Annotated in this window: 20 protein-coding genes; 10 read left to right on the top strand and 10 right to left on the bottom strand. The window is 62.8% G+C overall.

Translation table 11 applies throughout. The features are described from left to right. Positions 1-2: 2 nt before the first annotated feature. Positions 3-1,730: an acyl-CoA dehydrogenase gene (locus tag VIR62_RS14300; protein ID WP_431872342.1), complete on the bottom strand. Its 1,728-nt coding sequence runs from the start codon at positions 1,728-1,730 to the stop codon at positions 3-5. 50 nt (positions 1,731-1,780) lie between these two features. Here VIR62_RS14300 and VIR62_RS14305 point away from each other — a divergent pair, with 50 nt between their 5' ends. Both VIR62_RS14305 and VIR62_RS14310 read left to right on the top strand, forming a co-directional pair. After that, a complete protein-coding gene (locus tag VIR62_RS14305) occupies positions 1,781-2,725 on the top strand; it encodes an L-threonylcarbamoyladenylate synthase (protein WP_431872343.1) in 945 nt (314 codons plus the stop codon). Positions 2,726-2,744: 19 nt separating this feature from the next. Beyond that, positions 2,745-3,992 carry a threonine synthase gene (locus tag VIR62_RS14310; protein ID WP_431872345.1) on the top strand — a complete coding sequence of 416 codons (1,248 nt, stop codon included), beginning with the start codon at positions 2,745-2,747 and terminating at the stop codon, positions 3,990-3,992. A gap of 108 nt (positions 3,993-4,100) precedes the next feature. Here VIR62_RS14310 and msrA read toward each other — a convergent pair whose 3' ends face one another. From msrA to VIR62_RS14330, 4 genes are all read right to left on the bottom strand, one after another. Then, positions 4,101-4,649 (bottom strand): peptide-methionine (S)-S-oxide reductase MsrA, encoded by a 549-nt coding sequence (gene msrA, locus VIR62_RS14315; protein WP_431872429.1) that lies wholly within the window; start codon positions 4,647-4,649, stop codon positions 4,101-4,103. Positions 4,650-4,699: 50 nt separating this feature from the next. Next, a complete protein-coding gene (locus tag VIR62_RS14320; protein WP_431872346.1) occupies positions 4,700-6,778 on the bottom strand; it encodes a PAS domain-containing protein in 2,079 nt (692 codons plus the stop codon). Between the two features lie 69 nt (positions 6,779-6,847). Beyond that, positions 6,848-7,456 (bottom strand): response regulator transcription factor, encoded by a 609-nt coding sequence (locus VIR62_RS14325; protein WP_431872348.1) that lies wholly within the window; start codon positions 7,454-7,456, stop codon positions 6,848-6,850. 326 nt (positions 7,457-7,782) lie between these two features. Then, positions 7,783-8,850, bottom strand: coding sequence for an ATP-dependent DNA ligase (locus tag VIR62_RS14330; RefSeq protein WP_431872350.1), 1,068 nt, complete (start codon positions 8,848-8,850; stop codon positions 7,783-7,785). A gap of 83 nt (positions 8,851-8,933) precedes the next feature. Here VIR62_RS14330 and VIR62_RS14335 point away from each other — a divergent pair, with 83 nt between their 5' ends. Next, positions 8,934-9,629 (top strand): murein L,D-transpeptidase catalytic domain family protein, encoded by a 696-nt coding sequence (locus tag VIR62_RS14335; RefSeq protein WP_431872352.1) that lies wholly within the window; start codon positions 8,934-8,936, stop codon positions 9,627-9,629. Here the strand turns inward: VIR62_RS14335 and VIR62_RS14340 are convergent. After that, entirely contained in the window at positions 9,626-10,921 is a 1,296-nt protein-coding gene (locus VIR62_RS14340; protein ID WP_431872353.1) for a L,D-transpeptidase family protein, read from the bottom strand. The two genes, VIR62_RS14335 and VIR62_RS14340, sit on opposite strands and share 4 nt — an antisense overlap. A gap of 283 nt (positions 10,922-11,204) precedes the next feature. On the opposite strand from VIR62_RS14340, the gene VIR62_RS14345 reads away from it, so the two are divergent. From VIR62_RS14345 to VIR62_RS14355, 3 genes are read left to right on the top strand one after another with little or no spacing between them, the layout of a single operon-like run. After that, a complete protein-coding gene (locus VIR62_RS14345) occupies positions 11,205-11,993 on the top strand; it encodes a metallophosphoesterase (RefSeq protein WP_431872355.1) in 789 nt (262 codons plus the stop codon). Next, entirely contained in the window at positions 11,977-13,200 is a 1,224-nt protein-coding gene (locus VIR62_RS14350; RefSeq protein WP_431872357.1) for a hypothetical protein, read from the top strand. Before VIR62_RS14345 ends, VIR62_RS14350 begins: the two co-directional genes overlap by 17 nt. After that, the gene (locus VIR62_RS14355) at positions 13,200-14,570 is read left to right on the top strand and encodes an O-antigen ligase family protein (protein ID WP_431872431.1); all 1,371 of its coding nucleotides are present in this window, start codon (positions 13,200-13,202) and stop codon (positions 14,568-14,570) included. Before VIR62_RS14350 ends, VIR62_RS14355 begins: the two co-directional genes overlap by 1 nt. Positions 14,571-14,615: 45 nt before the next feature. Here VIR62_RS14355 and VIR62_RS14360 read toward each other — a convergent pair whose 3' ends face one another. The 3 genes from VIR62_RS14360 to VIR62_RS14370 form a co-directional block, all read right to left on the bottom strand. Beyond that, positions 14,616-15,854 carry a glycosyltransferase family 4 protein gene (locus VIR62_RS14360; RefSeq protein WP_431872359.1) on the bottom strand — a complete coding sequence of 413 codons (1,239 nt, stop codon included), beginning with the start codon at positions 15,852-15,854 and terminating at the stop codon, positions 14,616-14,618. Continuing rightward, positions 15,851-17,503 (bottom strand): heparinase II/III family protein, encoded by a 1,653-nt coding sequence (locus VIR62_RS14365; protein ID WP_431872361.1) that lies wholly within the window; start codon positions 17,501-17,503, stop codon positions 15,851-15,853. The genes VIR62_RS14360 and VIR62_RS14365 overlap by 4 nt, the downstream gene beginning before the upstream one ends. Before the next feature lie 176 nt (positions 17,504-17,679). Next, positions 17,680-19,854, bottom strand: coding sequence for a bi-domain-containing oxidoreductase (locus tag VIR62_RS14370; protein ID WP_431872363.1), 2,175 nt, complete (start codon positions 19,852-19,854; stop codon positions 17,680-17,682). 207 nt (positions 19,855-20,061) lie between these two features. On the opposite strand from VIR62_RS14370, the gene VIR62_RS14375 reads away from it, so the two are divergent. The 4 genes from VIR62_RS14375 to VIR62_RS14390 all read left to right on the top strand — a co-directional run bounded on the left by VIR62_RS14375 (position 20,062) and on the right by VIR62_RS14390 (position 25,465). Next, complete coding sequence (locus tag VIR62_RS14375; protein ID WP_431872365.1) at positions 20,062-21,471, top strand: hypothetical protein; 1,410 nt, start codon at positions 20,062-20,064, stop codon at positions 21,469-21,471. 131 nt (positions 21,472-21,602) lie between these two features. Further along, positions 21,603-23,105: a hypothetical protein gene (locus VIR62_RS14380; RefSeq protein ID WP_431872366.1), complete on the top strand. Its 1,503-nt coding sequence runs from the start codon at positions 21,603-21,605 to the stop codon at positions 23,103-23,105. Positions 23,106-23,202: 97 nt separating this feature from the next. Then, positions 23,203-24,051, top strand: coding sequence for a class I SAM-dependent methyltransferase (locus tag VIR62_RS14385; protein WP_431872368.1), 849 nt, complete (start codon positions 23,203-23,205; stop codon positions 24,049-24,051). A 103-nt stretch (positions 24,052-24,154) separates the two neighbouring features. Then, the gene (locus VIR62_RS14390; protein ID WP_431872369.1) at positions 24,155-25,465 is read left to right on the top strand and encodes a hypothetical protein; all 1,311 of its coding nucleotides are present in this window, start codon (positions 24,155-24,157) and stop codon (positions 25,463-25,465) included. Here the strand turns inward: VIR62_RS14390 and VIR62_RS14395 are convergent. Further along, positions 25,455-26,636, bottom strand: coding sequence for a glycosyltransferase family 4 protein (locus VIR62_RS14395; RefSeq protein WP_431872371.1), 1,182 nt, complete (start codon positions 26,634-26,636; stop codon positions 25,455-25,457). The two genes, VIR62_RS14390 and VIR62_RS14395, sit on opposite strands and share 11 nt — an antisense overlap. Between the last annotated feature and the right edge of the window lie 80 nt (positions 26,637-26,716).

A 26,716-nucleotide genomic window follows, 5' to 3' on the forward strand; every position in this document is an offset into this window, starting at 1 on the left:
GCTCAGGCGGCGAACGCCTCTTTTTTAACCGCATAGAGAATATCGGCCGGGGCCATCGCCGCGGCCTTGAGTCCACCCGCTTCCGGCACGATCTGGTCGAGATAGAAGCGCGCCGAGGCCTTCTTCATGGCGAGGAAGGCCGGATCGCCGTTGCTGGCCGCCGCCGCTCGAAATTGTATCGCCATCAGCCAGCCGCACACGGCGACCGACAGTATGGTGAGGAAGGGATAGGCGCCGGCCATGCGGTCGTCGGCGTCGACCGAAGCGAGATGGGCTGCAATGTCTTCGCAGGCATCGACGAGCGCCATCAGCGCCGCCTCGCTTGCGGCGTCCGCGCGGATGTCGGCGAGGAGCGAGGCGAAGACGGCACCGCCCTCCAGGCCGAGCTTGCGTCCGACCAGGTCGGCGGCTTGGATGCCGTTGGTGCCCTCGTAGATGGGTGAGATGCGGGCGTCGCGATAATGCTGGGCGGCGCCCGTTTCCTCGATATAGCCCATGCCGCCATGGACCTGGACGCCGAGGCTGGTGACCTCGACGCCGACATCGGTGCCGTAGGCCTTCACCAGCGGCGTCAGCAGATCGACGCGCGCCTGGGCAGCCTCGTCCCCCAAATGGGCGCGGTCGGTGAGGCCTGCGGCATAATAGGCTAGCGCTCGCGCCGCCTGGGTCAGCGCCTTCATCCTCATCAGCATGCGGCGCACGTCGGCATGCTCGATGATCGCCACCGGCTCCCGGGTGGCGCTGCCCGCCTTGGCCGACTGGACGCGATCCCGCGCATAAGCGACCGCCCTCTGCGTGGCGGCTTCCGCTACCGAGACGCCCTGCAAGCCGACATTGAGGCGGGCATTGTTCATCATCGTGAACATGGCCCGCATGCCGCCCTGTTCCTCGCCGACCAGCCAGCCGACGCAATCGTCATGATCGCCATAGGACATGACGCAGGTCGGCGAGGCGTGGATGCCCATCTTGTGCTCGATCGAGACGCAGCGGACGTCGTTGAACTCGCCCGGCGACCCGTCGGTCTTGAGCCGGAACTTGGGCACCAGGAAGAGCGAAATGCCCCGGCTCCCCGCCGGCGCGTCCGGGGTGCGGGCCAGCACGAGGTGGACGATATTGTCGGTGAGGTCGTGCTCACCAAAAGTGATGAATATCTTCTGTCCCTTGATGCGATAGCTGCCATCGCCCTGTGGCACCGCGCGGGTCTTGAGCGCCCCCACGTCCGAGCCGGCCTGGGGCTCCGTGAGGTTCATCGTGCCGTTCCATTCGCCCGTCACTAGCTTCGGCATCCAGGTCTGCCTTTGCTCCTCGGTGCCGTGCCACTTTAGCGCCTCGACCGCGGCCGGACTCAGCATCATGATGAGGGAGAAGCCCATATTGGCGCTGCCAAGGTCTTCCATCACCACGCTGGCGAGACTGAGCGGAAGCTCCTGCCCGCCATATTCGGCGGGACCGGTCAGCGTTCCCCAGCCGCCTTCGACATAGGCCCGATAGGCCTCCTTGAAGCCCGGCGGCGTGATGACACGCCCGTCCGACCATTTCGAGCCTACCTGGTCGCCGATCCGGTTCAGCGGCGCGAACTCGCCGGCGGCGAATTGCCCCGCACCCTCCAGGATCGCGTCGACCACATCCGGCGTCGCCTCGGCATAGGCGTTGTGACCCGCCAGCTCGTCAAGCTTGACGATGTGGCGAAGGAGGAAGCGCTGTTCGGCGACGGGCGGCGTGTAGGTCAAGATGCGATGGTCCCGGTATTGCGTCGGTTGAACCCCGGCTATAGCGCTAGGTGGTGAGCCCGCCAAACCCGCCTTTTGCAACGGAAATCCGCCCCTACGGCAAGGCCGCGATCGCCGATGCCGCGCGGCTGATCGAGACGGGCCTTCCGGTCGCGGTGCCGACCGAAACCGTCTACGGACTCGCCGCCGACGCGACCAACGGCGAGGCGGTCGCGCGAATCTACGAAGCGAAGGGGCGACCGACCTTCAACCCGCTCATCGTCCATGTCCTGTCGCTGGAAGAGGCTGAACGTATCGCGCAATTCGACGACGCGGCCCGATCGCTCGCCGATCGTTTCTGGCCCGGGCCGCTCACGCTCGTCCTCCCGTTGAGGCCGGAGGGCGGCATCGCCGCGATAGTCACGGCCGGCCTGCCCACCATAGCGATTCGTTCGCCCGCCCATCCGGCGATGCGCGACCTCCTGGCGGCGGTGGGAAAGCCCCTCGCCGCCCCTTCCGCCAACGCCAGCGGCCGGATCAGCCCCACACGCGCAAGCCATGTCGCCGCAAGCCTCGGCGGGCGGATTCCACTGATCGTCGACGGGGGCGCGACAGGCCACGGCCTTGAATCCACTATCGTCGCCGTCACCGGGGGCGAGATTCGGCTGCTGCGTCCGGGACCTATCTCGAATTTCGGAGTTCCGGTTTCCTCAAACCGCTCGGAGGCGATCGAGGCGCCGGGCCAGCTCGCCAGTCATTATGCTCCGCTGAAGCCGCTGCGCCTCGATGCAGTCGACGAGCGCGATGGCGAATGGCTGATCGGCTTCGGCGACATAGCAGGCGACAGCAGCCTCAGCCGCTCCGGCGACCTCGTTGAAGCCGCCGCCGCCCTGTTCGACCGGCTGCATGAGGCCGAAGCATCCGCTCGTGCGGCCATCGCAGTCGCGCCCGTCCCGGACGAAGGGCTCGGAATCGCCATCAACGACCGCCTCCGCCGCGCCGCGGCGCCACGATAGAATTTTTAGGAGCAGCCCGATGACGCTCATGTGGGACGACAACCTGTCCCCTCCCAGGGAAACTTTCGTCACTCACCTCGAATGTTCGATGTCGGGCGAGCGCCACGAGGCGGACCGGCTCCACGGCCTGTCCGACGCCGGTTGGCCACTGCTCGTCCGATACGACCTGGAGGGGGTTCGCCGGTCTCTGACCCGGGAAACGATTGCCGAGCGGCCCATGGATCTATGGCGCTATCGCGAGCTGCTTCCGGTGCGCCGCGCCGGGAACATTGCCAGCCTCGGCGAGACGGCGACGCCGATCGTGGCGCTCGCCGCTACTGGAAAGCGCCTCGGGCTGAACACCCTGCTGGTGAAGGACGAAGGACGTCTTCCTACCGGCTCTTTCAAGGCGCGCGGCCTGGTCATGGCCGTCTCCATGGCCAAGGAACTGGGCGTCACGAAGATCGCCATGCCGACCAACGGCAACGCCGGCGCCGCCCTTGCCGCCTACGGCAGCCGCGCCGGGATCGAGACGATCGTGCTGTGTCCCGAGGACACGCCAGAGATCAATGTCCGGGAGATCGCCGCTCAAGGGGCACGGGTCTACCGCGTCAACGGCCTCATCGACGATTGCGGCAAGATCGTCGCCGAGGGCGCGAAGAAGGGGGAATGGTTCGACCTCTCGACGTTGAAAGAGCCCTATCGGATCGAGGGCAAGAAGACGATGGGCCTGGAGCTGGCCGAGCAGCTTGGCTGGGAGATGCCCGACGTCATCTTCTATCCCACCGGCGGCGGCACCGGCCTTATCGGCATGTGGAAAGCCTTTGAAGAGCTGGAGGCGCTCGGCTTCATCGGGCCCGAACGGCCGCGCATGGTTGCCGTCCAGGCCGAAGGTTGCGCGCCGATCGTCAGGGCTTTCGACAACGGCGAGGAGCATGCCCCCCGATGGGAAGACGCGCATACCGTCGCCGCCGGCATCCGGGTACCGAAGGCGATCGGGGATTTTCTGATCCTCCGCGCCGTGCGGGAGAGTGGCGGCTTCGCCATGGCCGTGTCCGACGCCGAACTGACAATCGCGGTCGACGAGACCGTGCGTGACGACGGATTGCTGCTTTGCCCGGAGGGCGGCGCGACGCTGGCGGCGTGTCACAAGGCTCTGAAGCAGGGATTGGTCGGCGCATCGGACAGGGTCGTGCTATTCAACTGCGCGACAGGGCTCAAATACCCGATGCGCGATCGCTCCCTCAGGCTCGACCGACAGGCGCCCGTTGATCATTCGGCCTTGTAGAGCCTTCACCCCCTGAGGCTTGCCCGCAAGCTCCTCAACGGCGTCGACAGCAAGGAAGGGGCCGCATGCGCTCCCTGGGCATCACTACCTCGGCGCCGTCGCGACTGTTTAGAGCGCCGCCGGTGATCTCTTCAACCGCTCGGCGAAGCTCTTCCTGAATTTCTGGAGCTTGGGCGCCACCACGGCCATGCAATAGGGGTTGGTGTCGCCCTCGCGCTCGAAATATTCCTGGTGATAATCCTCGGCTGGATACCAGTCGGAAAGCGGCTCGATGGCTGTAACGATCGGGTTCTCCCAGTCGCCCTGCGCACGCTCGATCGCCGCCCGCGCGGAGGCTTCCTGCTCCGGCGAATGCGGGAAGATGGCGGAGCGATACTGGGTGCCGATGTCGTTCCCTTGGCGATTGAGCTGGGTGGGGTCGTGAGTGGCGAAGAAGATGGCGAGGATGTCGTCATAGGAGATGACATCGGGATCGAAGGTCAGCCGCACGGCTTCGGCGTGGCCGGTGTCGCCGCCGCAGACCTGCTTGTAGCTGGGATTGGCGACAGTGCCGCCCGTATAGCCGCTCTCGACACCGGAGATGCCGATCACGTCGTCGTAGATCGCCTCGGTGCACCAGAAGCACCCGCCCGCCAATGTCGCCCGTTCCTCGGCCATGATCACCTCGCTCGACTGTCTCGCCACCAGATAGGCGGCCTGGACTGGGATTATAATGGGTCCGCGGACATTTGGGCGGCCTCCGACTCGCGCTCCCGGCCTTCCTCGGCAAGCGGCAGGGTGAAGCGGAAGATGGCGCCGCCGCCGTCGCGGTCCTCGGCCCAGATGCGACCGCCATGCGCCTCGACGATGGTGCGGCTGATGGAAAGCCCGATGCCCATGCCTTCCGCCTTGGTGCTCTGAAAAGGCGAGAAAAGCGCCTCGCGTATGTCGCGGGAAAGGCCGACCCCCGTATCCGCCACCGACACTTCGACCATGTCGCCGGATGATAGGGACGTGCTTATCCGGATTTCCCGTCTCGGCTCTCCCATCATCGCCTGAACGGAATTGCGGATGAGATTGATCAACACCTGCTGGACCTGGATGCGGTCCGCATAGACCCATCGCGCCGCCGGGTCTGTTCGGACCTGATGGGAAATGCCCAGCAGCTGCGAGTCGACAAATCCAAGGACGCTCGCTTCGTCGATCAGCCGGGGCAGATCCTCGGTACGCATCGTGACGTTGCCGCGCGCGACCAGCTCGCGCAGGCGCCGGACAATCTGCCCGGCTCGAAGGGCCGCCGTCTCAGCCGCTTCCAGCGCTTGACTCAGCTCCGGCAAGCTTCCCCCCTGAAGCGTGTCGACCATGCGCCGGCTGCCCCGGACATAGTTGGTGATAGCGGTAAGCGGCTGATTGATCTCATGCGCCAGGGTGGAGGCCATCGCGCCCATGGCGCTGAGACGCGAGACGTGAATCAGGTCCGCTTGCAGCTTGCTGAGCGCCGCCTCCGCGCGGCGCCGTTCGGTGATGTCGGTCATGGCGCCCACCGCCCGCAAAGGCCGGCCGTCCTTGTCGCGGACGATGAATCCCTGGTCCTGGACGTCGGCATAGTCGCCGTCGGCACGCCGGATGCGATAGGAGTCGGACCAGTGGCTCGCCCGGCCCTCTATGGCCGCGGCAAGTCCGGATGCCACGCGCTTCCTGTCGTCCGGATGGAGCTGCTCTTCCCACCAGGACAAGGGCAATGTCGCCTCGACCTGGGGATGGCCGAGGAAGCCGTCGACCGACGGCGCCCGATGGACCTGGTTGCAGGAAAGATCGAGCTCCCAGATGGCGTCGTTGGCGGCGTGAGCGGCGAGCCGATAGCGCTCTTCCGCCGCCCGCCGCTCCTCGTCGGCCCGGGTCTGTTCCTCGATATCCTCGGTCGTTCCGTACCAGCGGATGATGCGTCCGCTCTCGTCGCGGCGCGGCGCGGCGCGCGCGCGGAACATGCGATAGGATCCATCGGCGACCCTCATCCTGAATTCGATCGAGCTCGCCTCGCCGGAAGCCAGCCGAGAGCGCCAATGGGCCATTACCGGCTCCACATCGTCGGGATGCATGGCCTGCATCCAGCGGTCGTGCGCGAGCAGGTCGCCGCCGAGCCCGGTCAGCACGGCGAAGCGGGGGCCGATCGACAGGATTGTGCCGTTCGGGTCGGCGGTCCAGGCGAGCTGCTCGCTGAGCTCGATGGTACAGCGGTACAGTTCCTCGCTTTCGCGAAGCCGTTCCTCCGCTGCAAAACGCTCCTCGCCTTCGCGCACCAACCGATCATAGGCCGCTTCGAGCTGGCGCGTGCGCTCCGCGATCCTATGCTCCAGCGTTTCGCTGAGCTGGCGATAGCTTTCCTGCGCCTCTCCCAGCTGCTTCAGCAGGATCTGCGATCCACGCTGCTTGTCGCGGGAGCGCAAGGCGGTGAGGGCCGACCGCTCGACAATCGAAGCTTCGATCGGCCGCTCGACGATTCTCACCTGCCCCAGCTTGTCGAGGAGGGGAGCGTATCGAGGCACGTCGCACCGCTCCACCAACAGGAGGATGGGAAGGTCCGACCATGTCGGTTGCTCCTCGATCGCGTGCCTTAACGCCACATGGTCGAACCGCTCCAGCATGACTTCTGCCACGACGAGCACGCCGATCTCGCCACGCCGGACCAGTCCAACGAGCTCGTCCGGTTCGATCAGCGCGCAAGGGTGGTTATAGTCGCAGAGTATCTGCTCGATGAGCTTGCCGTCTGACGGCGGCGCCAGAATGGCGAAACCCGGTTTGGTCATTCTACCTTCGACAAGCGCGCCTGAATTTCGGGATCGGCCCGAAACACCCGCGCATCGAGGGGCGGAGTCCTATTGGCCGCCCACGGGCTCAAGCGGCTCGATCTCGGCCTGCACCGCCAGGGTCAGCGCCTCGGCGAGGCTGCCGGCCTGGAGACGGTCCATCATGTTCGCGCGGTGCATTTCGACCGTGCGCAGGCTGATGCCGAGTCGGCGGGCAAGCACCTTGTTGGGGAGCCCCGCCATCAGGCCCTGAAGCACTTCATGCTCGCGGGTCGTCAGCGCGCCGATCCGGTCCTGCGCCTGCCGCTTGCGCTCCGCTCTCTCTCCTCTGTCCTTCAACAGCCCGAAGGCGCGTTCGAGGCTGCTGAGCAGGAGCCCCTCGTCGAACGGCTTTTCAATGAAGTCGACCGCGCCCAGCTTCATCGCGCGGACCGCGATCGAAACTTCGCCATGGCCCGTCATCACGATCACCGGCCAGTCGATTCCGCGACGGGAAAGCTCCGCCATCACTTCGAAACCGTCGATCTCCGGCATCCGGATGTCGAGCAGGATGCAGCCCGGCTGGAGCTCACCGAGGCTTTCCAGAAAATCAGCCCCGCTACCGAAGGGGCGGGAGCTGAGCTCGGCGGTGCCAAGCATGAAGCTGATCGACCGGCGGACGTCGCGATCATCGTCCACTACATGAACATGCTGAGAAGACAGGGTAATTTCCTTCGGGACAGGCGTTATCGTCCAGATATCCCCAAATAAGGTGATTTTGGGGTCCCGAGTCAACGGGTGACTGATCGGGATCAAGGAAATTCGCCCTAGGGCGACAAATGCGGCGGCGGGAGTGGGGGTCCCGCCGCCTTTTGTGCATCAGGACCAGTTGATGCGGGTCGAAATAGACATTGGCCGGGATGCGAAATCAAGTGGAACCTATACGGTAGTAACCGCAGGGCATTTCTAACATGGATCAGTCGAAAAGGTGCCGATTTCTGCCTTTTCAACAAGTTATGCATCTATTATCGGCGAGCGAGCATGGCGTCCAAATTTGCGGGTGCCGCCTCAGGCTGGAGCTGCTCCATCCGGCACTGAGCCGGCGCCTTGTCCGGGCGCCAGCGCAACAGGCGGGTTCCGTGCCGGAATCTATCGCCCGTGATCTGGTCGTAGGCCACTTCGACGACGAGCTCCGGCTTCAACGGCTGCCACTCGCCGCTTCGCTCGGTGCTCCAGCGGCTGGGGCCGCCGGGCGCACGGCCCGTGAAGCCGGGCGGCGCGACCAGCGCCTCGAGTCGCTTCGTCAGCTCCGCCCGATCGGCGCCGGGAATGGCGGAGGTGAAGCCGACATGGTCGAGCTTGCCCTCGGTATTATAAAGACCCAGGAGCAGCGATCCGACCTTCCTGCCCTTCGCGGCGTAGCGGAAGCCGCCGACAACGCAGTCCGCGCTCCTGATCTGCTTCACCTTCAGCATAGCCCGCTCGCCGGCTTCGTAGATGCCGTCGCGGCGCTTGGCGACAACGCCATCCAGCGCTGCCCCCGACTCTTCGAGCCATTGCTCGGCCAGCGCGCGGTCGGCGGTGCCGGGCGAGAGATGCAGAGATCTCCGGCTTTCGGCGGCATGAAAGGCTTCCAGGGCTTCCCGGCGCTCCGCCAGGGGTCGCTCCAACAGGCTTTCGCCGTCGGCCGAAACCAGGCAGTCGAACAGCATGAGCTCGGCCGGCGTCTCCGCCGCCAATTTCTTGACGCGGCTCTCGGCCGGATGAAGGCGCAGCTGCAAAGCTTCGAAGGAGAGCACGCCGCCGACCGGGATGATCAGCTCTCCATCCACCACCAGCCTCTTGGTCTCCAAGCCCGCGATGATCGCTTCCACTTCTGGAAAATAGCGGGCGAGCGGCTTGCCGCTTTTGGACTGGAGCGCGACATCATCGCCGTCGCGAAAGACGAGGCAGCGGAAGCCGTCCCATTTGGGTTCGAACCACCAGTCCGGGCTTTCAGGCAGGGCATCGACGAGCTTCGCTTCCATCGGCGCCAGGCCCGGTTTCACCGGCAGTCGATCGAACGCATCCATGGCGGGAAGACGCGGGTCCACACCCGCTTGTTCCGCATCCGAAAGCGGCAATTGTTCGTTAATATTTGGTTCCGCATAATGCGGCGAAGCGCGACTGAGCTGCGATGAAACCCAGCCTCGCCGAGGTCAATTCATTGAGACCGCATGACAAAAGCGATAGAAGGATCCCTTGGCACCGGGAGGGGAAACTGACACTTTCACGCAGACACTTTCTTCATGCCGGCGCCGCTGCCGGTCTTCTGGGGATCGCCGGTCGCCCGGCGATCACGGCCGCCGCGTCCTTCGCGCCGCAGATCGATCCGCGCCTCAAGGCCCGCGCGCTGCTCGCTCTCGCCGCCAAGCGGTCGAGCATCCGCAATGCCGACGTGATCGGCATCGCCGATTTCTCGCGGCCTTCAGGCGATCCGCGTTTCTACCTTCTCGACGTGATGAGCGGTCGGATGACAGCGCATCATGTCGCCCATGGCCGGGGGTCCGATCCGACCCATTGCGGTTGGTTGCAGAACTTCTCCAACGAATATGAATCGCTGGCGACATCGCGGGGCGCCTATGTGACGGGCGACTTCTACAACGGCAAATATGGTTATTCGCTGCGTCTCTCGGGGCTCGACCCGACCAACAGCAACGCCCTGGGGCGTGCTATCGTCGTTCACTCCGCCTGGTATGCGGAGCCGGAGATCGCGCGTGAGCAGGGCAAGCTCGGCCGCAGCGAGGGCTGCTTCGCTTTCGGTGCCGCCAGCCACGCCGAGATGCTGGGGCGCCTCGGCCCCGGCCGCCTTCTCTACGCCGACAAGGTCTAATCCGATCCGCTAACCGTCGACGCTAAGGCCGTGTCGCCGCCGTCGTTCAAGGCGAGGGCGACCGGTCCGTCGCGGCTGTACAGATCGTCATAGGCGATGATGCCGCCGCTGTCCTTCGCCGCCGCGGCGGTGAAGTAAGTGATGTAGACCGGGATCGGCACCGCGGTGTCTGCCTGCACCGTTTCGCCGGACGCCACCGTCTCGTCGATCCGAGCCTTGTCCCATTCGCCCGTGGGCGCCAGCAGCAACTCCGCGAAGCCGAGCGCGTCCTGGGTACGGATGCAGCCATGGCTGAACGCCCGCCGATTCTTGGCGAACAGGTTCTTGGCCGGCGTGTCGTGGAGATAGATGGCGTAATCGTTCGGCATCACGATCTTCATTCTGCCGAGCGCGTTATTGGGCCCCGGCCGCTGCCGCATATACACCGTCCCGTCCTCGCCGCGCTTGGTCACATAGCCTTTGGCACCGGCTCCGACTTCCTTGACGATGCTCTGGGGCAGATTCCACCAGGGATTGAAGATCACGCCGCTGATGGTCGCGCTGAGCTGCGGCGTCGCGGTCTTGGGCTTGCCGACCACGGCGCGGTGCCTCGATACGACCTGGCCATGTTCGACCAGCGCCACCGTGTAAGCGGGAACGTTCACGATCACATATTTCTGCCCCAGGTCGCGAGGCATCCAGCGCCAGCGGTCGAGATTGGCCCGGACCTTGTCGATCGTCGCGCGGTCGCTCTTCGGCGTCGCGGCGAGCACCGTCTTCAGCTCGGCATATTGCGGATGCGTCGGCAGCAGCGACGACAGCGTGTCCCGCACCGTATTGTCCCGGGTGGCCGTCGCCATCAGGGCATATTGCTGGTTGCCGTTGATCTCGTCGTCCTTGATGTGCCAGCCGAGCCGGGCGTCGCCGCGCGCATGGCCAAGGCTGAGATCGGAGGAGAGCCGAAGGAAGACGTCGGTCGCGGCACGGCCGAGCTCGATTTCATCGGCGCCGGCGAGAGCGGCGCGAAGTCGCTCCGGCTGGTAATCGGCGGGATCGAGCCCCTCCTCGCCGACTCGTTCGACATAGGCGAGCAGCTCCTCGACATCCTCGCGACCCCACTCCGCCACCGGCATGGGCGGCAGGGCGATGACAGGAACGGCTTCGACGGCGGGCGGCGCCGGCTCGGCGGCCAGCACCTCGCCGGAGGTGACCTGATCTTCGGTCGGAGTTTCGCCCGGCACAAGCTGCGCCGCGGCAGGCGCGGCAACGAGCGCGCTGGAAAGGATCAAGGCTAGTCGAGATAATCTGAACATGGCGTCCCTGTCGTCATTTATGCCGGTCGGCGTTCGCCGGCCACCTTTGCCCGTAAAATGCCTGGGCAAGACAGGCAGTTCCTCGATCAACATATTGAGCCTGAACTGGAAGTGCATGGCGCAACAATATGCCCGTCCATCTATTTAATGGCTCTGCGGGCGCGATCCAATATTTGCCTCGCGACCCCGGCGAATATAAGGGCTGCCGCGAGAGCGCGGGCATCATCGCCGTTGGTCGGCTGGCGGCAAGACTCAGCTCAAGAACGGTTATCGCGGAAGATAAATGTTTTTCTTCAGGAAGATACTTGGAAAGCAGGAGCCGGCGGCGGCCGTGAGCGGCAAGGCCGGCGCGCGCGCTTATGCGATCGGCGACGTGCACGGCAGGCTCGACCTCCTCGACATCCTGCTTCGCCGGATCGAAGCGGACATGGCATCGCTGGACGCTCGCAAGACATTCATCGTGTTTCTCGGCGATTTCATCGACCGCGGCCCCGATTCCGCAGGCGTGATCGAGCGCCTGCGCGTCTACCGCCCCGCATCGGCCAGACCGGTCTTCCTCGCCGGCAATCATGAGGAAGTGCTGCTTCGCATCCTCCAGGGCGAGACGGGCATCCTGCCCTCCTGGCTCAAGTTCGGCGGCGCGGAATGCGCGCAAAGCTATGGGATCGATCCCAAGGAACTGCGACGAATGGACGAGAAGGCGGGCATCAGGCTCGTCCAGGACCGCGTGCCGCCAGCGCATAGGGAGTTTCTGGAGGGGCTGGCCGACACGTTCAGTTTCGGCGACTATCTCTTCGTCCATGCGGGCATCCGCCCCGGCATCGACCTTGAGGAGCAGAACCTTTCCGACCTCCGCTGGATACGCGAACCGTTCCTCAGCGAGCAAAAGGCACACGGGTTCATGGTCGTCCATGGACACACGATCGTCGACGAGGTGGACGAACGGCCCAACCGGATAGGAATCGACACCGGCGCCTATCAGACCGGGCGCTTGACGGCGCTGGTGGTTGAGGATGATCGCCGCCGCTATATCGTCGCCGAGGCCGCCGACAACGATGCCGAACGGGGTTGAAGCGTCCGCCGGCGCGCGCATCCGGCACGACATCCTGAAGCTGGTCCTCGCCATCGTCGCGGCGGTCCTACTCGCGTGGCTGGTCGTCCGATCGGCGGCGGTGAACGCGCTTGTCGAGAGCGACCCTGCCGCTGCGGCCCTCGTCGCTCCGAATGATCCCCGCGTAGCCCTGGCGTTGACTGACGCCATCGTCCGGCAGGAAAGGGGCGCGGTGGCCCAAGCGACCGTGGACAGCGCTCTCGCCGCGTCGCTCCGCGCGCCGCTCCATGAAACGCCCTTCCTCCTGGCTGGCGCGAGCGCGCTCCGTGGCGGCATGGGAGAGCAAGCGGAACCGCTGCTGGTCGAGGCTCGCGAACGAAATCCCCGTTCCCGCACCGCCCGCTTCCTTCTGCTCGAACATTATGTGCGTAACGGTCAGGCCAAGGAAGCAGCCGGGGAGATGGCCGTCCTTACACGGCTCATGCCCGACGCCCGTCCGCTGCTGATCGCCGGCCTCGCCCGCTTCGCCGAAAGCACCCCGGAGAGCGCCGCGATCGCGCAGGTGCTGGAGGGCGACCCGGCCGCCCAGAGCGCCGTGCTGGAGCACCTGGCCGCCACGGGAGCGTCGCCCGACTTGATCCTGGGGCTGTCCAGGGGCAAACGACCCGGCCCGGAAGCGAAATGGCCCGATGTCCTGGTCGCCGCCCTGGCGGAGCGGGGCGATGTCGAGCAGGCCTATGCGCAGTGGCGCCGTTTCGCAGGCTTCCCCGCGGGGCGCGCGCCGGGGGACCTGTTCAACCCGGGGTTTGAAGATCTTCCCGCTGGCCCGCCCTTCAACTGGCATCTCGTCAGCGGCGAGGCGGGCTCCGCGCAGCTCGGCAATGGCCTCAGGATCGCTTATCCGGGTGATGCGCGGGCGGAGTTCGCCGAACAACTTCTCTTGCTTCCCTCCGGCTCCTACACGCTTTCCTTCGAGGCGAAGGGCGAAGCCGGAGCGGCGGGAAGCGGTCTCGCCTGGACGCTGACATGCCAGGGTTCAAACGCGCGCCTGACAACTATCGCCGTCAAGCCTTCGGCCGTAATCCCGCAGTCGAACAATGGCGCATTCGCGGTGCCCGCCGGTTGCCCGGCGCAATGGATCAGGCTTGTGGGCCGCCCGGGTCGGGGAGTGGGCACGCCGAATATCGCCATCACCGACCTGTCGATCGAACAGGCGGATTCCTTGTGATGGAGCGCGTCCGCGAAGGGCTTGTCCCGGCCTATCTGCTGCTTTGCCTCATCCTGGGCGGTGCCAGTGCGGCCGGCCTCTGGGCCAACATGCTGCTCCAACTGCTCGCCATCCCGATCATCCTGTGGTCGCTGCTCAGCCGACCGGAGACGCCGCTCTCGCCGCCGGCGCGTCGTCTGCTGCTCCTGGCCTGGCTGGCCGTCGCCCTGGTCGCTGTTCAGCTCATTCCCCTGCCGCCCTTCCTGTGGACGCTGTTCCCGGGCCGCGGCGCGATCGTCGACGGCTACACGCTGCTGGGACTCGATCTTCCCTGGCTCCCGATCTCGCTCGCCCCTTACGACACCGTCTCCTCGGCGCTCTGGCTTCTGCCGTCGCTGGCCGTCCTGCTCGGGATGTTGAGGTTAGGATTCGGGCGGAGCGGGCTCGCCTGGTCGATCGCGGTCGTGGCGGCGCTGTCGCTCCCGCTCGGCCTCCTCCAGGTGACCGCCGGGTCGTTCTTCTACATCTATGAGATCAGCGATTTCGGCCTCTATACCGGTCTCTTCGCCAATGCCGCGCATCTTGCATTGCTGCTGCTGGTCGCCGTTCCGCTGCTCGTCGCGCTTTACCTGTCCGCCGCGTCCCAGCAGGAGACCGAAGGCGACATCTACCGGCGAAAGCTGCTGGTGCTCCTGGCGCTGCTCGCGGTCGTCGCCGGTCTCATCCTCAGCGCTTCGCTCATCGCCCTCGCGCTTCTCGTGCCGGTCCTCATCGCCAGCATCGCGATGTTCCGCCGTCGCAAGCGCAGAATTTCCCGGATCTGGGCCCTCGCTTTGGGGCTGCTGGCCCTACTCTATGTCGGCGTCGTCTCCTTCACCTCCTTTCAGAACGCCTATATTTGGGAAGAGGCCGTCGCCGGACCGAATTCGCGCCACGGTGCGGTCGGCACCAGCATCGGCGCCGCCGTCGATTTCCAGCCGCTGGGCTCCGGCATAGGCACTTTCGCAGACGTCTACCGGCGCTACGAGGAAGCCGGCGCGGTCGACCGAATCTACCTCAACCACGTCCACAACGATTATGTCGAACTCCTCCTCGAGATGGGCCTTCCCGGTCTGGCGCTGATCGTCGCCTTCCTGCTGTGGTGGGTTCGCCGGACCCACGCGATTTGGCTTTCGAACGAGTCCGGGCCGCTCCAGCGCGCGGCGACGATCGCATCGGCCGCGATCCTCGTTCAGAGCGCCGTCGGCTATCCTCTCCGCACGGCCGCGCTCAGCGCCGTCTTCGCCGCCTGCTGCGCGCTGATGGCGCGTCCGCGGGTCCGCAAGGAGGAACCGAGGCGGCGCGACGAGGGGAAGCGGTCAAGGAAGGCGAGGCACCTGTCGGCTGGCTAGAGCCGGCAAAATATAGGCATGACGTCTTACAGGCGGGATCAACGGTCAATCATCATGTGTGCGCGCTGCCTCGTCGGCATTCACCACCCAATCGACCCAGCGATTCCCGAGACGGTCTCGATCAAAGCTCCGCTCGGCCAGCGCCCGCGCGTTCTTGCTCATCTCACTTAGAGCCATAACGTCATCCGCCATATGTTCCAGTGCGTCGGCGAAGGCGACGGGATCGTCGGGTGGGACTGCGCATCCGCAGCCGTTCTCGGTAATCAAGTCGGCGAGCCAACCTGGATAGTTGTTGAGCACAGGGAGCCCGGCAGCGATGTAATCAAAAAATTTGTTCGGTGATGTCCCTTGGTAGAAGGCCGGAACGTTCAAGAGAGTCTGGAGGCCAATGTCGGCGCCCGCCAACAAACCCGCTAGTCGATGTTTCTCAATGGGGTCGTGAAAAATCACGTTGGTGAGTGCCTCCCGGTCCGCGCGCTCGCGCAGTCGCGGCTTCAACATGCCATCTCCGATCAGGAGGATCTTGATATCGTCGCGATGGCGGCGCCGGAGTTCCGCTGCCGCGTCAAGAACAGCGTCGAGGCCATTGGCGATGCCGTGCGTTCCCGAGAACAATGCCAGCACGTCCGTGTCAGTTATGCCTTTCGGCCGCCACGGGTCAGCATCGGCCGTAAAAATGTCGAGATCACATCCGTTGGGTACCAAGGCAATTCGCGCATCGGGAACACCACGCTTCCTGATACCGGCGACCATCCCGGGAGATAGTCCCACCAGCCGATCCGCCGATCGATAGCTGCACCACTCGAGCAGGGACAGTGCGCTCAAGACGATTGGGTTCCGAATGACACCCATGGACCTTGGGAGCTCCGGCCAAAGATCGCGAACTTCGAACACGAATGGCTTGCGCAGCAGCCAGCGTGCGGCGATCCCCGGCACTCCCACTGTCAGCGGCGTGGTTGTCGCGAACAGCAGGTCGTATCGTTCGGTGAATATCAGTCGGACGGTACGCAGGACAAATTTGAGAAAGGTAGCCGACCGACGAAAGAAGCCATCTCGGTTCGAATAGGCGAGATCGACTTCTATCAGGTCAATCCCGTCAACGTGTCCCCGCCGCAGCCCGCCGCGAAAAGCGCCCTGAAGGCCCGTCTGACCACGGGTATGGCGACCGCATACCATGGTGACCTCGTGCCCGCGCTCGATCAGCTTGCGAGCCATCTTATAAGATCGGATGCCGCCCGCCCCCTCGGGAGTCGAGAAATGCTGGTGGAAATACAGAACTCTCATTGCGCCCACCGATATTCGCTTTCGAGCGTTCCCGCGCGGGCCACTTCGAGTTCCAGGACTGGAATCTCGCTCAGCTCGAGATAGTGGCGCGATTCAAAACCGGTGACGATCTCCATACGAACGATGGGAACGCTCGAGGAGACGCTGAGACTGTGATTACCGTTGATGACGGTTTCGCCTTCCAGCCGCCACAGCCCAGGTGCCAGCCGCCATCGGAGCACCGCCTTGTGCGCGAAACCCCCGATCTCGTCCATCACATTCAGCCGACCGTCAGTCAGTCGAACGCAGCGCTCGTGTCTGTGGCCGGCGCGGTTTTCGTAGCCGACGGCGAAACGAGTACTGCTGTTGTCCTCCCCTAGCGGCGTCCGGCGCGATGTCGTCAGCCAGTCCCCGAGCAGGAAGCGACCGAGGCGCGGCATCTGATCGGCATCGTCGAACTGCACGCTATTATGGGAAGCGACGCCACCGAAATAGTCGATCCAGTGGGCGCCTCTATTGTAGCTGTAACTGCCTCCGTCGCGCAGCATGTTTTCCCCGTCGATCCACAGATCGAGATGCAGCGCGTCCGCCTGGCTCGGCCGAAAGTGGAAGCGCGGATAGCGCAAGACCGCGGTCGCCGTTCCGCGCTTCAGGACCGCGTAGCCGCCTTGATCGAACAGCCGGCTTCGAGGAGCGGCGGCGGGCCGCGATCCGGGCTTGATGTCCAACCATTCCAGAGTGTCATCATGCGCGCCCGGCCCGTATATCCTCTCATCGCGGAACAGAGAAGCAGCCAACTGCACCGACGGCCTAAAGTCACGGTAGCCGGTAGCGGTCAGCTGGAGTAATCGCGCGCCGTCGTTCGCGCCCAGATTGGGGGCGTCGCCGTTTGCCGGCTCGACCATGGTCATCAGCCAATCGGTCGCGGCGGCCGCCCGCTTTCGCCAAAGTGCGGAGAATGGCGCGAGGTCGAGGTGCCGGCGCCATATTTCCACGATCGACAGCGTGTCCAGCAGCACCCGGTGGTAGTTCAGCGAATATTGGCTAAAGCTGCCATCCTCCTCGACGAGCCGGGCAACCTGCTTTTCAAGGTGCTGGCGGCCGCGCCTGACAAGGGATTCCCCCGCTCGACTGCCGTTCGCGGCCAGCCAGCTGCCACCGATAAACAACGCTGCGGCTTCCGACGTGGCATGATTGTTGGCCTGCGCTACGGCATAGGACATCGTGGCGGCGATCCGGCGCAAATGCGTCAATACAAGCGCCCTTAGTGGCACGCTGGTCTCGCGAACCTGCCCAAGAATCAGGCCGGCCGTAGCCAAGTGAAGGAGCCGGATCGATGCCTCTTGGGCGCACTTCCAGTTCGGCCCGCGATAGGGCGGATTGCGGACGCACCAGTCTTCCAGCCACATGTTAAGGCGGTCGAGGCTTTCGCGATCACTATTGCGGGCGCGCTGGGCCAAGTTGACTACCCAATCGAATCGCGAAAGCTCCCATACGCACTTGATGTCGCCGACGGCGTCCGAGAAATCGGGTATCTCCCACCACTGACGCGTCGCGTCGGGCACTCTCCCCTTCGTTATGGCGTTGCGCAACCAGTCGGGCGGCCGCTGGCCCACCTCGATTTCAAGAAATCCGAACAGCCTGGCCCGCTCCTGCCAATCGGAGGCCATGACTGCGTTTACCGGCGGCGCGCTAGGCGCTGCGAAAAATGGTCCCCGAACCGGCGCTGCCCTAAGACGCTGCGCCGGATGAACACCCAATTTCAAGGCCGCCCGGTAGAGCACTACTCGCGCCACGTTTCCCGGGCCGATCGCCAGGGTGACCCGCAACCTCGATGACGATTTGCTCATTGGGCGCGGAGAATCAGCGCTGCCTCTATCGTCGCTCGAGACACCTCGAAAATCTCCTCCGGTGGGATCGCGGCCGTACCCGATCCTAGGCTGTCAAGAAACGCGGCGGCGCACGCTTGCTGCCCTTTGTCCTGGCGCATGAGATTATACTTCTTGAAGCCCGGCCAGCCGAATCCGGTAAGGCGCCGGAAATTGTCGAGTTGGAGCGTGCGACCAGCAGTAAACACCTCAACCCGTTCCTTCGGAAAAGTCGAAGCGCCGTTCGCAAGATACATGATCGTGCCGAATGAGCCGTCCTCAAAACCGAGCGTGATAGAGGCTTTGTCCTCAGCCATTTCAACGCCCGGCGCGTCGCCCATCCTCCGCGCCTGAATCGAGACTATTGGATTATCCGCAAGGAAGCGCATGAGATCGATCATATGACAGGCCTCGCCGATAATCCGGCCCCCGCCGACATTCCGGTCCTGGGTCCAGTGACCCTTGGGAATCGCCCCGGCATTCATAGTTATGAGAAAAGTCTTCGGTGCCTGCACTCCGCCGAGAAGCTGCTTCACCCTTCGGACTTGGGGCGCGAACCGACGGTTGAAACCCACCATCAACTGCCGCCCTCCGAGCGTTTGGACAGCCTGACGATACGCGCTTTCGACCTGCTCCAACTCATCGAAATTCAGCGCCAGCGGCTTTTCCACAAACACGTGTTTGCCCGCGAAAAGGGCTTCCGAGACAAGCGAAGCGTGGCTGTCGTGCCGTGTGACGATGGCGACGGCGTTGATCTCGGGCGAGGCCAGCACCGCGCTGACATCGCTGCTTGCGGCTAGGAACCCCGATCCCCCGCCAGTGATAGCGCTGCTCAATCCACCCGGCGTCGCGATCGTGTGGAGTTGCGCTCCGGCCTGCTTTAACGCCGGGATGAGCATCCGCGTGGCATAATTGCCCGCGCCGATGACGCCCATCACCGATCTCGTAGTATCCAGAGCGATGTTCGGGAGGAGCATTGTCTTTCTAGTCAGCCGCTCTTCGAGGGGTGACTCATATTTGAGCAGCAGCCCGAGCGCCGACTTATCCTCGGTCAGCGTTCGATAAGCCTGCGCCACTTCCTCGAACGGAAAGCACTTGGAGATCAGAGGAGCCGTGTCGAGCCGCTGCTCCGAGATCATGTCAAGCACCGCCTCGAAATTCCGCCCTTCGGTCCAACGCACGAAGCCGATCGGATAATCCCGCCCCTTGTCCTCATATTCCGGATCATATCGTCCCGGCCCGTAGGAGCAGGATACCTGGAAGCTGAGTTCCTTTTCGTAGAAGTCGGCGCGATTAAGGTTGAGCCCTGTTACCCCTACGAGCACGATCCTCCCGCGCTTGCGGCACATCTGCGCGGCTTGTCTCATGGGATCGCTGGATTGAGTGGATGCGGTGACGATCACACCGTCGACACCGCGTCCGCGGCTAAACGCCATTCCGGCTGCCACCGGATCGATACCTAGCGAGGGGTTGCAGGTTTTGGCGCCGAACGCACGGGCCAACGCCAGCTTCGCCTCGTCGAAATCAATCGCCATCACTCGGCACCCTTGTGCCCGCAGAAGCTGTATCGTGAGCAGCCCGATCAGGCCCGCGCCGGTAACGACGAAGACCTCGCCGAGCGTCGGTCCAGCCAGACGAACACCCTGGAGCCCGATGCTGGCGACGACGGTGAATGCCGCCGCCTCGTCGTCGACACCATCAGGAATCCGCGCGCATAGGTTGTGCGGGACACGAACGATGTCTGCGTGTGGCCCATTCGAGACAACGCGGTCCCCGACCGTGAAACCGTCGATGTCTTCACCCACCGCGATTACCTCGCCGACGTTGCAATAACCGAGGGGAATCGGCTGTCCGAGCTTGGATCGAACCGCGTCCAAAGTCGTCACCAGACCGTCGGTGCGGACTTTCGCGAGCACCTCCTTAACTCGCTCGGGCTGCTGACGGGCCTTGGCAAGCATCGACGATTTTCCGAAGTCCACGAGCATGCGCTCAGTGCCGGCGGAAATTAGCGTGGCGGTCGTGCGGATAAGGAGGTGCCCGGCGGCGTTGGCCGGCGCCGGCGCCTCGATGATCTGCGTCTCCCCGCTATCCAGTCTTTGAACAACTTGCTTCATTTTCCTCCAAGGACGTTCCGTCTCAAGTTTCTTAGGCATAGCGTCGGCTTCGCCGGATGCCGAAGCGGCCCTTCGCCTGCACCTCCGAAACCCAATTTAATCGTGATAAGGACCGCGCCGAAAACTCCGCCTGTGTCTCCTGCCCAGCCAACGCTAACGCTATCGCCGATTACCCCGCGGCGCCACCCCCGTTACCAGGAGGAGCCGACTCGCGCCGGGACTTGCAGCGGCCTGAGGAGTCCGTCAATGGAGTCCGCCATGCAAGCAAACCCTCACGCCGACCCGTTCCTGACGACGCCCATTAATCCACGCAACTATATCCGGGCTTTCCTGGGCATTTGGGCGGTCTACGGCAGCCTGCTCTTCGGCATGCACTACTTCATGCTCGATCTCTATGTGAACGACTTCCTCGAGCGAAACTGGCTTGCCGGAATAGAGAGCCCGCATAAGGGCCCGATTTCAATCGTCTGCGTCCTGGTAATCGCACATCTTTGCGGTACGGGAAGACGCAGGGTTGGCGATGCGATGCTCACCATGTTGGCCGTCTTCCCCATACTCCCGATGATCGCGCTCTACTCGTACCGAGGCTCCGCGCCAGATTATGTGGCGATGATCATGGCCATCTATATTGGTATGTGGATATTCCAGAAACTAAATATCCAAATCCGTACGCCGAAAAAATGGGCCTTCATCCCTTCTAGAAGGTTCATAAATATAAGCATAGGCCTAACTATTTTCTTTATCCTAACCTCTATTTATCAAGGCAATCTATCGGTCCTTAACTTCGACTTTACCGAGGTTTATGAATATCGGCGAGAAGCGACATCCTTGCGTAGCCCGCAACTGGAGCGCCTGATGCTCTATCTCACGGGATTGCTCGTACCCTTCTCTCTAGCTATGTTATTGAAGCATAGAGATTTCACTAGATTCTTTGCTTTGGTTGCCCTTACCCTGCTCCTCTTTGGCCTGTCTTCGCAGAAGAGCTACGCATTTATTCCTGTGTTCGTTTTTCTCTTCTACTACTGTTTGCGCAGTCGCCTTGGGGCGAGTGCTCTTCTCTTAGGGGCAAGTGCCACTATTTTGATATCTGTCTTGATGTACTTGGTAGACGAACAGACAGCCTTCCTTGCAACATTGACGACGCGCCGCATGTTTTTCGTTCCGGCGTACGCCAATTTCCTGTATCATGACTTCTTCTCGGTCAGTTCTCATATGTACTGGGCTGACAGCCGGATATCTCTAGGGCTCGTTCACAATCCTTACGGGATGTCCGTCCCCCAATTGATCATGTACGTCTATTCGGACCTCAATGAAATAATGCGACATGGCGTCGCCACCATGGGGTCGGCTAATGCAAATACCGGCTTCCTCGGCGCTGGATATGCGCACGCGGGTCTCCTCGGCATGGCTATTTATGGCCTGCTCATTTCCGGCTTGCTGAGTTTCGCCAACGTCCTGCAGAAGAAGCTCGGATTCGCGGCTGCGGGCGCCATGACATCGCACTTGTTCATCTCCGTGTTTTTCGCTTCCTCGGACACGCTCACGGCTTTCATGAGCTACGGCGGGGTGATGGTCCCTCTTCTGGCCATTTTTATAAAGGACGAGGAACATGTGCCGGTTCAACAATCCGCCATGCTCCCGCGCTTGGCCGCATAGCCGGCCTGCCGCCTCTTACTCCCTTCATGGCCCTGCCACTCGCGCCGAATAGGATCGGAAAGATAGGGTATTGAGCCGCGACGGGGCACGTGCTTCACGTTGCGCTCATCATAGCATTGTAGAGTCACCGTATGAACGGTCTGCAACTCTCGAGGCGAAAGCTCATCGCCGGAGCGATGGGAAGCCCGCTTCTTCTCGTGCCTTTTGGTTGCACCGGGTCGGCGGCTGGTAGTTCGCGATCGTTCGAAGACTTCATGGCCGCCGGCCATGATCCGAACGATGATTGTTCGCGCGCCTTGGTCGCGGCGGCGAGATGGTCCGCCGAAAATGATGCCGTCGTAACTTTCTCGGGAAGATATCGACTGGTCGATTGCGCCACCATAACGAACCGCGCGAGTTTCCATTTCGACAACGCTATATTCGACGTGTCCGGCAGAGGAGGCATCGGAACCCTGTCTAATGGCGCGCGCGGACGGATCGGCATTCTTTTCCAGCATGCCGACGACCTTCGACTTTCCGGCGCTGTGCATTGCAGGGGTGACGGCATGGCCGGCTCCACACGCCTTGCAGGAATGGTCTTCGACCATTGTAACAGGGCGCGGGTCCAGGCCAGCGTGCGATACGACAACATGGCCGTGGGTTGTTCCGTGATGTGGTGCGACGACGGCATTTTCGGAGATGTGCAGGCTTCCGGAATGAACGGCCGCCAGACCTTCGGCAACGGCACTGCGGGTACCGCCCTGGTTGTGATCGGCAGTCGCCGAACGACCTTCGGCAGGATCGATTCAACTGAAAACTATAAGCCTGTCCTTTATTGCTCGGTGGCGAAGGATGCACAGGGAAGGGCCATCGATAACGAGAATTGCGTCTTTGGGCTGGTAACAGGAACATCCGCTCGGCGATCGCTTGAAAGTTCGTTGATCGCCCTCCGGTCCGGGCGCGGCTGCACCTTTGCGGGAGCCGTCGGCACCGGCTTCGTATGCGGCTATAATATCACGCGTTATAGCAGCGATGCGGGTTTTGCCGTCGATGGGAACCAACTGGGTTCTCTTCGCGGCACCTTTCCTTCTACCGGGGCTTCAGCGGATGCCGCGATCATTCAGCATGCCGAGAGCACAGCAGTCGCGATCGGCTCAAACTCCATGATGGCCGTCGAGGCCCAATGTTCGGGCGAGTTCGGCGTTGCCTTGTTATCTGGAGAATTGTCGTGCGGCAGGATCGAGATCAGCGGCGGTAGGCGACCCGTGGTCGTCAGCGACGCCACCCTGCGCGCGGACCAGATAATGATATCCAATCAGGGCCTCGAGGCGCTGACGGTGGGACAATCCGGCCGCCTTTACGGCACGTCTGTTGATATCCGGACGGGAAGCCTTGGCGGGGCAAGAGCGGGCGTTCGGTACAACCCTGCGTTCGGTTCCAGCGGCCCGATGTTCGTCCAGCTGGACAATGTGCGATACCGGCAGAATGGGACGGGCACGAACTTGACCTATATTCTCTACGATCCGGACAACGGCCCGGCCAATTGGGACGTCGCCAATGTCGATGTGGGCGGCGCCATCGCGGGCGCCCTGCTCGAGGGTCGAGCACTCAACTTCCGAAATGGTCGGGTGCAGACTGTGGCTGGAAAGCCCTGACTAACTATGCCAAACGGCTGGCCTTGCGCGCAAGCGCGACCTGTGAAATGCGTTCGCGCGCCTGGTTGGCCGATTTGGCCCAGGGAGAAAGGAGCCAATGGCGAGTACATCGAAAGTGTCGGAAACGGTTTGCCCGAACTGCAAGACAGACGAGTATGTTTTCTGGGGTGAGGAGCGCGGCTTCTCCACCGTTCGATGCTCGGAATGTCGGCTCCTATACGTCAATCCCCGCCCTAATCCCGAACTCATCCACGAGGCGGTGAAGACCGGCGCACACAGTGCGGAGGCGGACGGTCTGGTCGTCACGGCACGTCATGCTCCGGGCAAAGTGGAATTCTATCGCCGGCATTTGGGCGCAATTTTCCAGGACGTCTGGCGCGCGGGAAAGCCGGTTAGTTGGGTGGACGTGGGGGCCGGCTATGGCGAGGTCATCGAAGCGGTCTCATCGATTGCGCCAGCGGGCAGTTACGTGGAAGGTCTGGAACCTATGCGGCCGAAGGCGAATGCCGCCCGTGCGCGTGGTTTGAACATAGTCGAGGATTATCTCCAACCAAATCACCCGAAAGCCGACATCATATCCGTGGTAAATGTGTTTTCGCACATCCCAGAGTTCGATGAGTTCCTTTCGCTAGTGCGCTCCGTTCTTAAGCCCAACGGCCAACTCTTTATCGAAACGGGTAACTTAGCAGACATGGAACGGAGGAGCGATTTTCCTGGTGAGCTGGGGCTGCCTGATCACCTCGTATTTGCGGGCGAGCCGCAGCTTCGCCAGTTTTTAGATCGCGGCGGCTTTGACGTGGTGAAAATTCGTAAAGTGAAGACAGATGGCTTCATTCCTTTCATCAAAAATGTCGTGAAGCGTTTGATCGGTCGCCCTGTTGTGCTTCGCATGCCTTATACGAGTGCATACAGATCTCTGTTAATTCGGGCTCAGCTTAGACAATAGGCGGCGGCGATCTGACTCAAACTGAAGGCGACGCCAATGAAATATTGTCTCGAGCCAGTCTTAGCGGCGTCCTGCGGCAGTTAGCGGCAAAGAGTGACTGGAGATGACTCTTCGCAATAGCCTGTTGCGGCTTGGCTCCGCGAATGCTGTGATGCTGGTGTCGCAGATCGTAACCATGCTTGCTTTGGGCGTGGTCATGCGCGGTCCGGATCTCGGCCTGTTCCTCCTCTGTCAGTCGATCGCACAAACCTTCTCTGCGGTCGCGACCCTCCGCTTCGACTCGGCCTTGCCGGCTGCCCGGTCCAGGGTTGAGCTTGGCGCTTTGCTGGTGTGTGCTGGCGCCGCCACGCTGATGTCTTCGGCTTTGGTATTCCTGCTGGCCCTGGGAGCTCGCGGCCTCGACTTGTTCGAGCTCGATACCGTCCCGATCGCCGGTATCGTCATGACGGCCCTGCTCACCTTGATCGTCGCTGCTGGTCAAGTAGGTCGCTACTTTCAAATCCGTTTCAAGGCGATCGTCCGCATCGAGCGCGGCACTTATATCCGCGCGGGCTTGGTCGCTATGCTGCGCGGGGTCCTCATTGCGCTTCTTGTTAGCCATGCCAGCGGCTTCGTCTACGCTCACCAGGGAATGCTCCTTTTAACATGCGAGCTCCTGATCGGCGCCGGCTTCGCCCTAAGCGTAGCTCCCCGGATCCCGGGCGGATGGATCGCCCGCCGCCGTCGCTTTCATGCGCTACGATCCGCCGTCAAGCGCAATTGGAAGTTTCCTACACTCGAAGCGCCATCTACGCTGGTGAACAGCATTGCGGTCAATGCGCCGATTTATCTCGTTACCCATTTTTTCGGAATTGCGGCGACCGCCAGTTTCGGCCTCGCGTACCGCGCCATGGCAGTGCCTGTGGGGCAGCTCGCCTTGGCTTTGACCGAAGCCTTGCAGGCGCATTACGCGGAGCTTCTGCGCAATCGTCGCGTCGACGCCTTCGCGCACCTGTTCCGTCGCTCGTCGCTTCTGATCGGCTTATTGGGACTCGTCGGATGCGTGGCGGCCTATTTCCTGATCGAGCCGGCAGTGACGGCCGTGGCCGGCGAGAAGCTGCGCGAGTTCGCGCGGATTTGCGTGGTGATCGCGCCTTGGGTGGCTATGATCGTGCTGATCAACACCAACAGTCGCCTGGTGCCGTTGCTGCACGCGCAGGAGTTGAAGCTGGTCTATGACTTTACGAGCATCAGCGCGATTGCCGTTATTTTCGCTATCCAGACGCACTACCGGCTCGACCTGATCGAATTCGTTCAGATACTGACCGCATCTCAACTCGTCACATATTCGATTTATTGGCTGTTGCTGAATCATGCGGTGAACCGCACGGTGATGCGCCACGCCGGGCGATCGCCGATGACGGTCACTCGCTGAAGGTCAGAGTCCGCTTCACGAGCCGGTTCCAGTCCAGCATCTCCCGAGCAGTCTGCCGCGCACCGGCCGCCATGCGTGCGCGCTTCTCCGGGCGATCGAGCAGGTCGGTCAGGGCCGCACGGAGATTATCCGGCCCGATCTCGTCCTTGGCGAGGATGCGCAGATTGTCATGCAGATTGAGATAGGAGGGGTCCTGCCCGCCGGCATCGCCGACTATGAGCGGGAGACCGGAGCCAATCGACTGCTGCCACATGACCGATTGGCTAGCCGGAAAGACCGCGACATCGGCGACGTGCATGTGCCGGTAAACACCTTCAGGTCGCTGCCATCCCACGAAATGAACTCGACCGCCCGTCTTGTCGGCGGCGGTCCGAAGGAGCGAGGCATATTCGGGCTCGCTGTCCGGCACGCCTCCGGCGATGAGGACGTGCGCGCGGTCAAGCTCGGGCGTATCGATTGCCGCGATAATGTCCTCGGTGCGCTTGCGCGGCGTGATCTTACCGCCGGTGAAGATGACGAAATCCTCGGGTCCGATCCCAAGTTCAGCGCGCAACGCGTCGCGGTCGCACCTGGCCTGAGTTTCTTCGATTAGGTCCATGTCAGCGCCCAACGGCAACAGCTCCATCTCGCTGTCTGGCACGCCGTAAATCTCGCGCATGAACGGGAAGCTGACGGGAACGACCGGATATATCCTGTCGAGGTGAGGCCGTGCCCAATCGAGGAAAAAGCGACGAATCGCCCCGTGCAGGATGCGAAGGGCGACGAAGCTCTTGCCTGAATTGGAATAATCCATGTGGATGTCCATAATCATCCTGCAGGACGGATGACGGCGCTTGTAACGGACCAGTTCCGGAATATTGGGGCTGATGTCGTGAATATAGATCAGATCGGGCGCAAACGCCTCCACCTGCTCCGTCACGCCACGATAGGCGCGCAACCGATTCTTGATGTTCCATTTATACGGAAGGCGCTGGACGGTCGCTCCGTGCACTTCGAAGCGTGAGGCGGGCTTAGCCTTGTCATGGCGGTCGCCATAATAATCGAATACCGATTCGAACGTGGACGTCAGGAGCAGAACCTCGTGACCGGCCTTTCGATAATATTTGACGAGTTGGTTCTCCTGAAACTCCAGGTTAGGGTCGAAGAACTCGCAAATCATCAAAATCTTCACAGCGACGGCGCCTCCAGTGGTTGCTCGGGCGAAGCCTCGACCCGGCGCGAGGATGGGTAAGGGTACGGCGCGGCCGCTGC

The sequence above is a fragment of the Allosphingosinicella sp. genome (genome assembly GCF_036570505.1).
Classification (GTDB): Bacteria; Pseudomonadota; Alphaproteobacteria; order Sphingomonadales; family Sphingomonadaceae; genus Allosphingosinicella.

Bases quoted from the DNA above. Each gene is read 5' to 3' on its own strand.
- VIR62_RS14310 (WP_431872345.1), top strand. From the start codon at position 2,745: ATGACGCTCATGTGGGACGACAACCTGTCCCCTCCCAGGGAAACTTTC.
- msrA (WP_431872429.1), bottom strand. From the start codon at position 4,649: ATGGCCGAGGAACGGGCGACATTGGCGGGCGGGTGCTTCTGGTGCACC.
- VIR62_RS14320 (WP_431872346.1), bottom strand. From the start codon at position 6,778: ATGACCAAACCGGGTTTCGCCATTCTGGCGCCGCCGTCAGACGGCAAG.
- VIR62_RS14335 (WP_431872352.1), top strand. From the start codon at position 8,934: ATGAAACCCAGCCTCGCCGAGGTCAATTCATTGAGACCGCATGACAAA.
- VIR62_RS14340 (WP_431872353.1), bottom strand. From the start codon at position 10,921: ATGTTCAGATTATCTCGACTAGCCTTGATCCTTTCCAGCGCGCTCGTT.
- VIR62_RS14345 (WP_431872355.1), top strand. From the start codon at position 11,205: ATGTTTTTCTTCAGGAAGATACTTGGAAAGCAGGAGCCGGCGGCGGCC.
- VIR62_RS14350 (WP_431872357.1), top strand. From the start codon at position 11,977: ATGCCGAACGGGGTTGAAGCGTCCGCCGGCGCGCGCATCCGGCACGAC.
- VIR62_RS14355 (WP_431872431.1), top strand. From the start codon at position 13,200: ATGGAGCGCGTCCGCGAAGGGCTTGTCCCGGCCTATCTGCTGCTTTGC.
- VIR62_RS14360 (WP_431872359.1), bottom strand. From the start codon at position 15,854: ATGAGAGTTCTGTATTTCCACCAGCATTTCTCGACTCCCGAGGGGGCG.
- VIR62_RS14365 (WP_431872361.1), bottom strand. From the start codon at position 17,503: ATGGCCTCCGATTGGCAGGAGCGGGCCAGGCTGTTCGGATTTCTTGAA.
- VIR62_RS14370 (WP_431872363.1), bottom strand. From the start codon at position 19,854: ATGCCTAAGAAACTTGAGACGGAACGTCCTTGGAGGAAAATGAAGCAA.
- VIR62_RS14375 (WP_431872365.1), top strand. From the start codon at position 20,062: ATGGAGTCCGCCATGCAAGCAAACCCTCACGCCGACCCGTTCCTGACG.
- VIR62_RS14380 (WP_431872366.1), top strand. From the start codon at position 21,603: ATGAACGGTCTGCAACTCTCGAGGCGAAAGCTCATCGCCGGAGCGATG.
- VIR62_RS14385 (WP_431872368.1), top strand. From the start codon at position 23,203: ATGGCGAGTACATCGAAAGTGTCGGAAACGGTTTGCCCGAACTGCAAG.
- VIR62_RS14390 (WP_431872369.1), top strand. From the start codon at position 24,155: ATGACTCTTCGCAATAGCCTGTTGCGGCTTGGCTCCGCGAATGCTGTG.